The sequence below is a fragment of the Pontibacter litorisediminis genome, assembly GCF_029360645.1.
GTDB lineage: Bacteria > Bacteroidota > Bacteroidia > Cytophagales > Hymenobacteraceae > Pontibacter > Pontibacter litorisediminis.
The window spans coordinates 102,450-115,697 of the sequence record NZ_JARDUA010000006.1; the positions used below are offsets into that span (position 1 = coordinate 102,450).

Here is a 13,248-nt window from a genome sequence, read left to right on the forward strand (position 1 = left end):
TTGGTTAACTACAAAAAACTGGCTTAACGTCCGAAATACGTGTTAATCTTATCTTCCCGTGTCTGGTCTTCCAGCGGGTACTGCTTCAGCATCGGGTGGTACTCCATCTCCTCAATGTTGAGGATGCGGATCAGGTTCGGGTGGCCCGTAAATTTGATGCCGTAGAAGTCGAAAGCCTCACGCTCCATCCAGTTGGCGGTGGCGTACAGGTCTGTCATGGTGGGCATCACTGCGTCATTTAGCGGCATATACACCTTAATGCGGATGCGGTAGTTGTGGCGCAGGCTGTGCTTCTGGTACATCATGCACAGCTCCTTGTCGCCCTTGCCCGGGTAGTGGATACCGCACATGGTGGTCAGGAAACTGATCTGCAGTTCCTTGTCGTCGCGCAGGTATTTGATCAGGTCGTGGATCGTCTCACGGTTAGTGGTGATCGTCATGATGCCATCCGGGTTCATCGCGTCCCAGATGTTCTCTTCCCCAAACTCGCTGATGATCTTGCCGAGTACGTTTTCGTTCGTAAGCTCCATGCTGCTTATTTAATGTTGTAAGAGGCTAAGAGTGCCTGGTATTCCGGAGAGTCGCGGCGGCGAAGTGACTCGCTTTCCGCCAGTTCCTGCACGCGCATCAGGCCATCCAGGATCTGCTCAGGGCGCGGCGGGCAGCCCGGTACGTACACGTCCACCGGCACCACGCGGTCAATGCCCTGCAATACAGAGTAAGTGTCGAAGATACCGCCTGAGGAGGCACATGCGCCCACGGCGATTACCCAGCGCGGCTCGGCCATCTGCTCATACACCTGTTTCACCACCGGGCCCATCTTCTTGGCAATCGTTCCCATCACCATCAGGATGTCGGCCTGGCGCGGCGAGAAGCTTGGGCGCTCCGAGCCGAAGCGGGAGATATCATAGTTGGAGCCCATGGTAGCCATGTACTCGATGCCGCAGCAGGAGGTAGCGAACGGCAACGGCCACAGCGAGTGCTTGCGGGCCAGGCCAATTACTTTCTCCAGGGAAGTAGCAAAGAAACCTGCTCCGGAAATACCATCCGGAGCCTCCGCCATTGTAATATCTTTATTGTTGGTTGTATCGCTCATGTCGAGATTATTTTGTTGTTCTGAATTGTACAGTTTTGACCTGTTTTAGAACAACGGTTAATTCTCAAAAGTTTAATATTCAGAGTTTACTTCAGGATGCCTTTCTTGATCTCGTAGAAGAAGCCTGCCAGCAACACGGTCAGGAAAATCACCATCGGGAAGAAGAACTGCAAGCCGTACTCGCGGAAGTTAACGGCCCATGGGTACATGAAAATGATCTCCACGTCGAACAGCACGAACAGGATGGCCGTGATGAAGTATTTGTAGGAGATCGGGGTACGGGCATCCCCCACAGACTCGATACCGCTTTCCCAGGCGGCGCCTTTTACCTCGCTGGTTCTTTTAGGGCCCAGCAGGTGTGTCAGCACCAGTGCAAAAATCACGAACCCGAGTGCAGCTGCAAACTGGATGATGATGGGCAGGTAATCAGACGGTACATACTGATTTACAGTTGGTTCCATATCGCTGTGTCGCTTTCTTAAGATTTGGGAGCAAAATTAGGTATAAATAGCCATTATTCAAAAGTATACCTGAACTGTAAAATGCCCTTGAAGTGCGATAATCCGGAAGTTCCTGCAAAATAAAGTTAAAACAATATTCTGAGCGTGTGGGAATGGCCGTAAAACCAAAAAGCCGCGCCCTTTGTGGGGCGCGGCCTCTGTTACAGCAGCTTGCAAATAGCAGCTTATTTGTTCTCACCCAGGAACGGGTAGCGGTAATCCACTGGCGAAACGAACGTTTCCTTGATGGAACGCGCCGACACCCAGCGCAGCAGGTTCAGCATGGAGCCGGCCTTGTCGTTGGTGCCGGAGGCACGTGAGCCGCCAAACGGCTGCTGGCCCACCACGGCGCCTGTCGGCTTGTCGTTGATGTAGAAGTTGCCGGCGGCGTCGCTCAATTTGTTCATGGCATACTCGATGATGTAGCGGTCCTGGCTGAAGATTGCGCCTGTCAGGGCGTACGGCGAAGTGGCGTTCACCAGCTCCACGGTCTCCTCAAAATTGTCCTCGTCATACACATAGATCGAGATCACCGGCCCAAAGATCTCCTCGCACATGGTGACGTACTGCGGGTTGTGCGACAGCAGCACGGTTGGCTCCACAAAGTAGCCCTTCGATTTGTCGTAGTTACCGCCGGCGATGATTTCCACCTCATTGCTCTCCTTCGCGTTGTCGATGTAGCGGGCAATCTTATCAAAGGATTTCTCGTCGATCACGGCGTTGATGAAGTTGCTGAAATCCTCCGGAGTCCCCATCTTAAACGACTTCAGGTCCTCTACCACATACTCTCTTACTTCGTCCCACAGGTTGCTCGGGATGTAAGCACGCGAGGCGGCAGAGCATTTCTGGCCCTGGAACTCAAAGGCACCGCGCGAAATGGCTGTGGCCAGCGCCTTGGCGTTGGCCGACTTATGGGCAAGTATAAAGTCCTTGCCGCCAGTCTCGCCTACAATGCGTGGGTAGGTCTTATACTTGTAGATGTTCGTTCCGATGGTCTTCCAGATGTGCTGGAACACGCCGGTGCTGCCGGTAAAGTGGATGCCGGCGAAGTCGGAGTGGTTAAAGATCACGTCTCCGGCGGTTGGGCCGTCCACATACACCAGGTTGATCACGCCGTCCGGCAGGCCCGCCTCACGGAACAGCTCCATAATCATGTGGGCCGCGTAAACCTGCGTGTTGGCTGGTTTCCAAACCACCACGTTGCCCATCATGGCTGCTGACGAAGGCAGGTTGCCCGCAATGGCCGTGAAGTTGAACGGCGTGAGCGCGAACACGAAACCCTCCAGCGGACGGTGCTCCATGCGGTTCCAAACGCCCGGCGACGATTCCGGCTGCATCTGGTAAATCTCTGTGGCGTACTGCGCGTTAAAGCGCAGGAAGTCCACCAGTTCGCAGGCAGAGTCGATCTCCGCCTGGAAAGCGTTCTTCGACTGGCCCAGCATGGTGGCAGCGTTCAGGCGGGCTCTCCAAGGGCCGGCCAGCAATTCGGCGGCCTTCAGGAAGATGCTCACGCGGTGCTCCCAGCTCATGGCCGCCCAAGCCTCACGTGCGGCAAGCGCGGCATTGATGGCTTGTTCCACGTGTTCGGCGTCGCCGTAGTTGAAGTGGCCCAGGATGTGCTGGTGGTCGTGCGGCTGCACCAGCGGCTGCTTGTTATCGGTGTATACTTTGTCGCCGCCGATATACATGGGTATATCCAGCTGCTGCGACTTCAGCTCTTTATAAGTGCGCAACAGCTCCTCTTTTTCAGGAGAGCCGGGAGCGTAAGACTTAACGGGCTCATTTACTGGAGTTGGTACTCTAAAAAATCCGGTTGCCATTTTTTCTATAGTTACAGATTTAAAATTAGATTTTCATACTTCTAGCGTAGCCTCAGCGGGCTACCTATACAAAGGTATGGCTTATTATTTGATTTTTAGGCATAAACTGGCCATAGCTTTGGGCGCGCGTAGCACGGTATCCGTAGGCGCAGAAGGCGCCGGAGCCGTACTTTCTGCCTTGTGCTGCTAAAATCAATTTATGCCTATTTTATAATACATGAAAATTATGTATAACTTGATACCGAGTAATAACACATTGGCCCTTTGACCATAAACAGACAGACGACATGAAAAAACTAACCGTGGGGGTATGGCTGCTTGCCCAAGCCATGCTCCTGAGTTGTTCCCAGGTTTCCACTGACACCGCCGCCGTATCGGCTACCAACGAAGCGAGTGCCGATACCCAGGGCCTGGGGCTGAAGCTGGAATTGGCAGACAATCAACACCAGAACAGGGCACAGTCCCGGTCGGTTTTAACGATCACCAACAATGGGCCGGAGGCACTGCCAGCCAAAGGGTGGAAGCTCTATTTCAACGGAGCCGCACTGAAAGCGGCCGACTCCACGGTGGCGACCATAGAGCACTTCAACGGTGACCTGCATTACCTGGCCCCGGGGCCAGCGTTCAAGGAGATAGCGCCAGGTGCGTCGGCTACGGTAGAGGTATTGGGCCGCGCTGTCCGCAATGTCTCCAACTTCCCGCGCGGGTTCTACTTAGTTTACGATGCAGAGCCTGGAAAAGGCATCCCTGTTCCGGTGGAAATTGAGCCGGGCAGCCACTTTGAAGAGGCCACGCAACAGTTCGCCGCGAAGGTTTACGAGAACAATGCCGCTATACAGGACCTGCCGGCGACAGCGCTAACCAAGGTTTTACCGACCCCGCTTTCTTACCAGGAGACAGGTAAGCCTTTTATTTTGGATACAAAGGTGCCCCTGGTAGCTGACGCAGCCTTCAGAAGAGAAGCAGAGCACCTGGCAACAGTATTGGCTACTGCAACAGGGCAGAAGCCTGCCATACAGAGCAGTGCCACCGGCCAGGCGATTTTCCTCCAGAAAAAGCCTGGCATGGGAGCAGAAGAATATACGTTGAGTGTAAACCCCGCGCGGATAGAGATCACCGCTTCCGAACCTGCGGGGGCCTTCTATGGCATTCAGTCGCTTAAAACACTGCTGCCGGCCACCGCATACGCGGGCAAGGCCGCAACGGTAGAAGTGGCAGGCGTGGAGGTGAAGGATGCCCCGCGCTTTGGCTACCGAGGCTTTATGATGGACATGGCCCGTAACTTCCAGCCGAAGGCGGAGGTGCTGAAGGTCCTGGACGTGATGGCCCTGTACAAGATGAATAAGCTGCACTTCCACTTCAGCGAGGATGAGGGGTGGCGCCTCGAGATTCGTCCACTGCCGGAGCTTACGGCAGTCGGCGGCACGCGCGCCCATACCACCGACGGCAGAGGCAGCATTGTGCCTTCCTACGGCTCCGGGCCGGATGCCAGCAACAAAGCGGGCACAGGCTTTTACAGCCGGGAGGACTTTATCGAGATACTCAAGTACGCGCATGACCGCCACATAGAGGTGATCCCGGAGATAGAGTCTCCGGGCCATGCCAGGGCTGCCATCAAGGCCATGGATGCCCGCTACATGAAGTTGATGGACGAGGGCAAAAAGGAGGAAGCGGAACGCTACCTGCTGCGCGACCTGAACGATAAGTCGGTTTACCGCTCGGTGCAGGGTTGGAACGACAACATCATGGACGTGTCCCTGCCATCCACCTATACTTTCCTGGAGACAGTGGTGGATGAGATCAGGAGCATGTATAAAGAGGCAGAAGCGCCGCTGCACACGATCCACTTCGGCGGGGATGAGGTGCCGGCAGGTGTGTGGGAGAAGTCGCCCTCCGTACAGCGTCTTATCAGCCAGAATTCCAAGGTTAAAAACGCAGACGACCTGTGGTATTACTACTTCGGCAAGGTGAACCAGATGCTGCAGGAGCGCGGCCTGTACCTCTCGGGCTGGGAGGAAATAGGGCTGCGAAAAGAAGTTGAGAACGGCAAAGTAAACTGGGTGCCGAACCAGCAGTTCGCCAATGAGAACTTCCACGTGAATGTATGGAAGAACGATCCTGGCTCAGGCGCCGAGGACCTGGCCTACCGCATGGCGAATGCCGGGTATAAAGTTATCCTGACGGGAGTGACCCACTTTTACCTGGACCTTGCCTACAACCCTTCCTATGGCGAGCCAGGCCTATACTGGGGTGGCTATGTAGACATAGACAAACCGTTTTACTTCATCCCTTACGATTACCTCCGCAACCTGAAGGAGGACAACAAGGGGAATCCGCTGGACCGCTCCATTATCAAGAGCAAGGAGGCGCTAACGGAGAAAGGAAAGGCAAACATTGTGGGCATTGAGGCACCGCTCTGGTCTGAAACGAATCTCACCACCGAGGACTTTGAGTACAAGCTGCTGCCCAAGTTGCTGGGTGTGGCCGAGCGCGCCTGGGCAAAAGACCCTGACTGGGCCAAGGAAAAAGCCCCGGCCAAAAGCGAGAAGCTTTACAACCAGGCCTGGTCTGAGTTCATCAACGTGGTGGGCAAGCGGGAACTGCCACGGCTGGATTACTTCGCAGGGGGGTATGGGTACAGAATTCCGACGGCGGGTGCAAAGGTGGTAGACGGCAAGGTAGCGGCCAACGTGCAGTTCCCCGGCTTCACCATCCGGTACACGACAGACGGCACAGAGCCAACAAAATCCAGCTCTGCCTACACCGAGCCTATTGCGGCCACCGGGCCAGTGAAGCTGCGGGTCTTCAACGCCGCAGGCCGTGGAGGACGTACCATCACCATCCAAAGCCAAAGCTCCATGTAAGCAGCGAGCTGTGGTGAGGCAGAAAAGCCCCTGGCCTACTGGTTGCAGTCCGCAGCCAGTAGGCCAGGGGCTTTCTAGTTAAGGGCTATTCTTACGGCTTGTCCGCTTCTTGCCATCCGGGCAACCATCATCCTGTTCTGCCGCGTGCGGGAGGCCGGGAGTATGTTACGCCATACTTTGGAGAAGTATAAATTGTACTGATTTATATTTTATGCCCTCTGATAATCAGAAGAAAGTATAAATATAGAGGCAGGGTTGATGTTTTTGGTTTGGCGTAGTGTAACCAAAATTGCACTGGTTTGCGTATAAGGTTCCGGCCATGCCAGTTGGCGCTGGCCTTGAACAAAAGAATACAATGCTATGAAGAATTCAAGTAAAACCTATGCAAAAGTGATGCTGGCCGCGGCCCTGGGCTTTTCTTTTGCTGCCGAGGCTACAAACTATACAACTGCCAAAGCAGAGGCGGTGGCAGTAACCGTGCAAGATGACAAGCTGCCGCTGCAGCAGGAACTGCTGGGCGAGCATGCCGACATCAACGCCATAACAGCGCAGAACATGCGCCAGGCCTACATCACCTTTATGGAGAACGTGCGCGAGCAGAAGGCCAATTGGGGCGATACGGAGTGGCAGAACGCCAAGAACGTGCTGGAGCGCCTGAACGCGCACAAAGAAACCGTAGAGAAAGAGCTGGGCACTGATGACAAAGGCAAGATCAAAATGCTGCAGGCGGAGTTCAGATCGCTGGAGACAGCCGGCGACGTGAAAGACTAACCAGTAACCAAGTATAAACAGAGAGGGCGGTGGTTTTCCATCGCCCTCTTTTTGTTTTTATAGGATCTGCTTCAGCTCGCTTAGGCAGTTGATCTCGTAGGTTGGCTTCGGTCTTCTGCGGGTTGTGCTCCTCTCCGGGTTAAAGAACACCTGGTCTATGCCGGCGTTGCGGGCGCCCTCAATGTCGCATTCATAGTTGTCGCCTATCATCAGGCACTCTTCCGGCTGCACGTTTATCCTGTCGAGCAGGTGCCGGAACATGCGCTGATCGGGCTTTTTGTAGCCACAGCACTCTGAGGTAACCACCTCCTTAAAGTAGTCGTGCAGCAGGGCAGCGCTCATTTTCACTTGCTGCACCTCCTTAAACCCGTTGGTGATGATGTGCAGCCCGTACTTTGGCTGCAGGTATTTGAGCACCTCGTAAGTATAAGGGAACACCGCTGTCTTGGTAGGGCACAGGTCGATATAAGCCTCCGAGATACCTGCTGGCACCTCGTGTTCGGCCAGGCCGAGGCTGGTCAGCGTTTTCACAAAGCGGCTTTGGCGCAGCTCCTGCTGGTTTATCTTGCCCTTGTTATAAAGGTCCCAGAGGCGGGTGTTCACAAATTTATACTTTCGATAGAAGGAGTCGCAGGTAAACTTGCCGTGCCTTGCCAGCCCAAACTGCTCGTACAAAGTATAAATCGTCTCCTCGGAGTTCTTCTCAAAATCCCACAGCGTATGGTCCAGGTCGAAGAGGATGTGCTTGTATGTCTTCATAAATATGATTCAGAGTCAGGTTAGAGTAAAACGCCTTTAGGCAGCGGATGTTTCGGCGCTGGTTGGGAAAGTAAGGGCGGGCAGCGGAACTGCTATACTAAAACAATGGTTCGGGAGTTATACTTGCCGGGCCAATCAGGATGGCACCCAGCGGCGGTTCTGCAGCTTCGTAACGGCCAGCTCGCGGTTAGAGTATAAAATATGGTATACTTCCAGGTCTTTCTGCAGGGCTGTGTCGCGCTCCATGTAGGTAAAGATCTGGTTCACGAAGTCGGCGGCCTCCTCCTTGATAGAGTAGTACACCCACTGGTCGAGTTTGCGCGGGGCCACCAGCCCGGCGTTGCGCAGGTAAGCCAGGTGGCGCGAGGTCTTGGTTTGGGTAAAGTCCAGCACCTGCTCCAGGTCAGAGGTGCACATCTCGCGGTTGCGCAAAATCAGGTGCAGGATGCGGAGCCTGGACTCGTCGGCAAGGGCCTTTAGTATCTGCTGCCCGAAGGCCAGGCTGAAGTGTTTTAATCTCATACGGCGGTGGTTTGGCTCAGGGCAGTCTGAACAAAATTAGCCAAAAGTGGCTATTATAAAAGAATTAATAAGTATAATTGTAACCTATGAGCATTCCTGCCAACCTTTACAAAACCCTCCCTAAGCTACTGAAATGGATATGGTTGCCGCTGCTCCTGTTGCTGCTGGCACCCGACCAGGCACAGGCGCAAAACAGGCAGCGCGTGGTGCAGCTGTCGGGCTTTGTAGCCACCGGCGATAGCCTGTATGGCGTGGCAGGGGCAGGCGTGTTTGTGCCGGGCACTAACCGCGGCACCTACACCAACGACTACGGTTACTTCTCCATGCCGGTGCTGGCCGGCGACAGCGTCCTTTTCGCGGCGCTGGGCTTTAAGACGCAGTACCTCATCATCCCCAAAAACTACGAGAGCCAGAGCTACTCCATCATCATGCAGATGCAGGAGGATCCCACGGAGCTGCCGACGGTGGAGGTGTTTCCGTGGCCAACCGAGCGCGACTTTAAGGAGGCCGTGGCCAACGTAAGGCTGCCCGACAAGGGCAACGCCATCATTACCCGCGACCTGGACCCGCGCCGCCTGGAGGAACTGGCCCGCATCACTCCGATGAGTGATGCGCAGAACTACCGCTTCTGGCAAAACCAGCAGATACAGCACCAGCAGAACCGCATTATGGCGCCTACGGTGAATATGCTGGCCATCCCGCAGCTGCTCCGGGGGCTCCTCAATGGCAATAATAAATAAAGACCTTTCCTGATTAAGTGCAATGCCGCGCTTGCCGTGGCAAGTATAAGCATAGTGTGATTTTTAGCCTCTGCAGACAGCTGAGGCGGTTTTGGCAACTAACAATTTCATGATGCGTTTGTTGCCAATAGGGTATTCTGCGTATATACAAGTATAATGTGCAGGCACCTTTATACCACTACCATACATAACAAGATACACTATGCTTGAGCCGGAACAACTCTCCCTTAACATTCCTGAAACCACCAAACCCCGCGTGGTCATCATCGGCGGGGGCTTTGGGGGGATAAACCTTGCCAAAAAACTTCCGAATAAAGATTTCCAGGTGGTGATGTTCGACAGGCAGAACTACCACGGTTTCTGGCCGCTGCTGTACCAGGTGGCGTCTGCCGGTCTGGAGCCGGATTCCATTGCCGAGCCGCTGCGCAAGATGTTCGGTTCTGATAAATACCCGGACTTCCATTTCCGATTGGTAAAAGTGACCGGCATTCAACCAGAAACAAAAACCGTTACCACCCTGATTGGGGATATCACCTATGATTACCTGGTGATTGCCACCGGAACCAAGCCAAACTACTTCGGTAACGACCAGATCAAGAAATACTCTTTCCCGCTGAAGCAGGTGCCGGAGGCGCTGAACCTGCGCAGCCAGATACTGCAGTGCTTTGAGCAGGCCAACATGACCAGAGACCCTGAGAGGCGGCAAGAGCTCATGAACTTCGTGATCGTGGGGGGAGGGCCGACAGGCGTGGAGTTGGCCGGTGCCCTGGCCGAAATGCGCAGCCATGTGCTGCCAACTGATTACCCGGGGCTGGACTTTAGCCAGATGAAGATCATCCTGGTGGAAGGCATGGACCGTGTGCTGCCGCCTATGTCTAAGGAGGCGAGTGAAAAAACCTATAAATACCTGAAGGAGCTGGGCGTGGACATCCGGCTAAACACGTTGGTAGATTCTTACGACGGGCAAGTAGCCATGTTCAAGAGCGGCGAACAGATCAGGACCAACACCCTGATTTGGGCAGCAGGAGTGGCCGGCGCGCTAATCGACGGCCTGCCCGAGACTTCGGTGGAGCGGGGCCGCATACTGGTGAATGATTACAACCAAGTGCTCGGCTTCGACAATATCTTTGCCATTGGCGACATCGCATTTATGAAGACACCGGAGTTCCCGAAAGGGCACCCGGGCGTGGCGCAACCTGCCATACAGCAGGGCAAGCTGCTGGCCAAAAACCTGCCGCGCCTGCTGCGCAGGGAGCCGCTGGAGCCCTTTAAGTATAAAGACAAAGGCTCGCTGGCGATTATTGGCCGCAACCGCGCCGTGGCCGATTTGCCGGGCAACATGCACTTTGGAGGCTTCTTTGCCTGGTTTGTCTGGCTGTTTGTGCACGTCATGGCGCTGGTGGGCTTCCGCAACAAGCTGGTGGTGCTCAGCAACTGGGTTTACCGGTTCTTCACCTACGAGAACGGCACTCGCCTCATTATCCGTCCGTTCGTGCGCCGCGGCGACCGGGCCCGACGCAAGTTTATAGACAAGTATGCCGGAGACTAGGGAGTTAGAGACCTTAGGAGTTCAAGAGTTAGAAGCCGCCTTGTCTTTATTCCCCTCCCCGGATGGGCAACGGGTGGGTTTATCCTTCTGCTGATACATTCAAACACTTTGTATGAAAGGAAAAAGCAGCAAGTATAAACCTTAACTGATTAGGTAATTGCTTCTGCCTATACCTCGGGAGCAAAGTATAAAAACAGAAAAAGGCCTGCAGATAAGCTCTGCAGGCCTTTTTGTATCAGCTAAAGTATAAACCACTACTGACCGCTGCCGCTCTGGCCGCCACTGTTGCTGCTGGTGGCGCGCTCACGCTGCATGGGGTTCATGCGGGTATTCTGCTGCTTAAAGATCTCGAAGCGTGATGGTGTGGCCTTACGCGGGAAGGCGTTGTTCGACAGGTCCGTGTCTGCTGTCTGCAGGTACGGGTCCAGCTCGAAGCTTACCACCGGTTTCTCCGTGATGAACACCTTCGTGATCTGGTCGTTGTCGTAGCGCCAGATCTCTGCAGGGATGTTCACGACTTCCTCCGATCCATCTTCATAGGCCATGCGCACGATCAGCGGCATAACCAGGCCACCCAGGTTCTCGAAGCTTACCTCATAGAAGTTCAGCCCGGAGTTCAGGATCTCTTTCTGCTCAGGCGACAGCTGCCCCAGGAACTGGCGGTAAGCCTGCTCCTCGGCGGCAGTGGTAGCCAGCGGATCGTAGGTGTTGTAGAAGTCGTTCAGCTGAGGGCGCAGCTCTACACGCGTTTTCTTAATGTCATTCAGGTTGCGCTGCTGCGACAGGGTTTGAGGCGCCTTGTTCTGCTGCTCACGCAGCTGTGCGTTCACAAAGGCCGGGTCCTGCGAGTCGATGGTGTACCACTTCACGTCCGTCACGGCAATGTCGGTGTGGTCGGTGGTGTAGAACCAGCCTCTCCAGAACCAGTCCAGGTCCACGCCAGAGGCGTCTTCCATGGTGCGGAAGAAGTCGGCAGGCATCGGGTGCTTGAAGGCCCAGCGCTTGGAGTACTCCTTAAAGGCGTAGTCGAACAGCTCGCGGCCCATCACTGTTTCACGTAAAACATTCAGGGCGGTGGCTGGCTTGCCGTAGGCGTTGTTGCCGAACTGCAGCACCGACTCCGAGTTGGTCATGATCGGCACCTGCGTGTTTTTGGCGCTCTTCATGTACTCTACAATGTCCTGCGGCTCACCACGGCGCGACGGGTAGTTACGCTCCCACTCCTGCTCAGCCAGGTACTGCATAAAGGTGTTCAGACCCTCGTCCATCCACGTCCACTGGCGCTCGTCGGAGTTGATGATCATGGGGAAGAAGTTGTGCCCCACTTCGTGGATGATCACCGAGATCAAACCATACTTGATACGGTCCGAATAAGTGCCGTCCGGCTCCGGGCGGTAGCCGTTGAAGGAGATCATCGGGTACTCCATGCCGCCTACCGGACCGTGTACTGAAATGGCCACTGGGTATGGATAGTCGATGGTGTGCTTGGAGTATACTTCCAATGTGTGCGCCACGGCCTCGGTAGAGTACTGGCCCCACAGCGGGTTCGCCTCTTTCGGGTAATACGACATGGCGAGCACGTTCTTGCCGGCCACTTTCACGTTCATGGCATCCCAGATAAACTTGCGGGAGCTGGCCCAGGCAAAATCACGCACTTCCTTGGCAGAGTATACCCAAGTTTTCTTGTTCTTGGCTTTCGTTTTCTCTGCCTTCGCGGCTTCCTCCTGCGATACGATCACCACCGGCTTGTCGCTTTTGGCGGCCTCGGCCCAGCGCTTCTGGTGCGTGGAAGAAAGTACCTGGCTGGCGTTCTGCAGCTCGCCGGTGGCGGAAACCACATGGTCGGCAGGCACGGTAATGCTCACCTTATAGTCGCCGAACGGCAGGGCAAACTCGCCGCTGCCCAGGAACTGCTTGTGCTGCCAACCGTTCACATCGTCATACACAGCCATTCTCGGGAACCACTGCGCCATTTCGTAGAGGTAGTTGTCATCCTCCGGAAAGTATTCGTAGCCCGAACGGCCGCCCAGTGTTTTCTGGTTGTTGATGTTGTGCTTCCAGTCGATGCTGAAGGTAACGCTCTGCTTTGGCTTGAGCGGTGCCGGCAGGTCGATACGCATCATGGTGTTGTTGATGGTATACTTCAGGGCCTTGCCGCCGCGGTCGGCCACTTTGCTGATCTTGAAGCCGCCGTCAAACTTCTCACGCGTCATGTACTCCACGGCGCGCAGCGGAACCTCTTTTCTCAGCTCGGCCGTCTGCGTCAGGTTGCTCATCGAGTTCGGCTCGAAGATGTTCTGATCCAGCTGCACCCACAGGTAAGAAAGCACGTCGGGCGAGTTGTTGGTATAGGTGATGGTCTCGGAACCGGTGATGGATTGGTTCTCATCATCCAGCTCCACTTTTATCGTATAGTCAGCGCGCTGCTGCCAGTATTCGTGGCCTGGGGCGCCAGAGGCTGTACGGTAGGTGTTAGGTGTTGGCAGTTCCTGCCCCAGCTGGGCGAACTTGGTGTCCTGTGCCAGCGCTGCTAGCGGACCGGCTACCAAGCCAGCTAAGGCCAAACCTGCTATAAGGTTTTTCATGTGGTATTGGTTAGGGTAGAATGATATAGTTTAGTAAAAGAT

11 protein-coding genes are annotated in these 13,248 nt (G+C 54.9%); 4 read left to right on the forward strand and 7 right to left on the reverse strand.

Annotated features, from left to right (window positions below; translation table 11 throughout):
- Positions 1-23: 23 nt before the first annotated feature.
- The 4 genes from PXG97_RS16540 to pruA all read right to left on the reverse strand — a co-directional run bounded on the left by PXG97_RS16540 (position 24) and on the right by pruA (position 3,416).
- Positions 24-530 carry an NADH-quinone oxidoreductase subunit C gene (locus PXG97_RS16540; protein ID WP_276498905.1) on the reverse strand — a complete coding sequence of 169 codons (507 nt, stop codon included), beginning with the start codon at positions 528-530 and terminating at the stop codon, positions 24-26.
- Positions 531-535: 5 nt separating this feature from the next.
- Positions 536-1,096, reverse strand: a complete 561-nt coding sequence (locus PXG97_RS16545) for an NADH-quinone oxidoreductase subunit B (protein WP_276498906.1) — start codon at positions 1,094-1,096, stop codon at positions 536-538.
- Between the two features lie 86 nt (positions 1,097-1,182).
- Positions 1,183-1,557: an NADH-quinone oxidoreductase subunit A gene (locus PXG97_RS16550; RefSeq protein ID WP_276498907.1), complete on the reverse strand. Its 375-nt coding sequence runs from the start codon at positions 1,555-1,557 to the stop codon at positions 1,183-1,185.
- A gap of 224 nt (positions 1,558-1,781) precedes the next feature.
- The gene (gene pruA, locus PXG97_RS16555) at positions 1,782-3,416 is read right to left on the reverse strand and encodes an L-glutamate gamma-semialdehyde dehydrogenase (protein ID WP_276498908.1); all 1,635 of its coding nucleotides are present in this window, start codon (positions 3,414-3,416) and stop codon (positions 1,782-1,784) included.
- Between the two features lie 287 nt (positions 3,417-3,703).
- On the opposite strand from pruA, the gene PXG97_RS16560 reads away from it, so the two are divergent.
- Both PXG97_RS16560 and PXG97_RS16565 read left to right on the forward strand, forming a co-directional pair.
- Entirely contained in the window at positions 3,704-6,280 is a 2,577-nt protein-coding gene (locus PXG97_RS16560; protein ID WP_276498909.1) for a family 20 glycosylhydrolase, read from the forward strand.
- A 360-nt stretch (positions 6,281-6,640) separates the two neighbouring features.
- Positions 6,641-7,051 carry a hypothetical protein gene (locus PXG97_RS16565; protein WP_276498910.1) on the forward strand — a complete coding sequence of 137 codons (411 nt, stop codon included), beginning with the start codon at positions 6,641-6,643 and terminating at the stop codon, positions 7,049-7,051.
- A 57-nt stretch (positions 7,052-7,108) separates the two neighbouring features.
- Here the strand turns inward: PXG97_RS16565 and PXG97_RS16570 are convergent, their stop codons facing one another.
- Entirely contained in the window at positions 7,109-7,810 is a 702-nt protein-coding gene (locus PXG97_RS16570; RefSeq protein WP_276498911.1) for a YjjG family noncanonical pyrimidine nucleotidase, read from the reverse strand.
- Between the two features lie 135 nt (positions 7,811-7,945).
- Positions 7,946-8,332 (reverse strand): ArsR/SmtB family transcription factor, encoded by a 387-nt coding sequence (locus PXG97_RS16575; protein ID WP_276498912.1) that lies wholly within the window; start codon positions 8,330-8,332, stop codon positions 7,946-7,948.
- An 86-nt stretch (positions 8,333-8,418) separates the two neighbouring features.
- Here PXG97_RS16575 and PXG97_RS16580 point away from each other — a divergent pair, with 86 nt between their 5' ends.
- Both PXG97_RS16580 and PXG97_RS16585 read left to right on the forward strand, forming a co-directional pair.
- Entirely contained in the window at positions 8,419-9,072 is a 654-nt protein-coding gene (locus PXG97_RS16580) for a carboxypeptidase-like regulatory domain-containing protein (RefSeq protein ID WP_276498913.1), read from the forward strand.
- 202 nt (positions 9,073-9,274) lie between these two features.
- Positions 9,275-10,621, forward strand: coding sequence for an NAD(P)/FAD-dependent oxidoreductase (locus PXG97_RS16585; RefSeq protein ID WP_276498914.1), 1,347 nt, complete (start codon positions 9,275-9,277; stop codon positions 10,619-10,621).
- Positions 10,622-10,875: 254 nt separating this feature from the next.
- Here PXG97_RS16585 and PXG97_RS16590 read toward each other — a convergent pair whose 3' ends face one another.
- On the reverse strand, positions 10,876-13,206 hold the full coding sequence (locus PXG97_RS16590; RefSeq protein ID WP_276498915.1) for a M1 family metallopeptidase: 2,331 nt from the start codon (positions 13,204-13,206) through the stop codon (positions 10,876-10,878).
- Between the last annotated feature and the right edge of the window lie 42 nt (positions 13,207-13,248).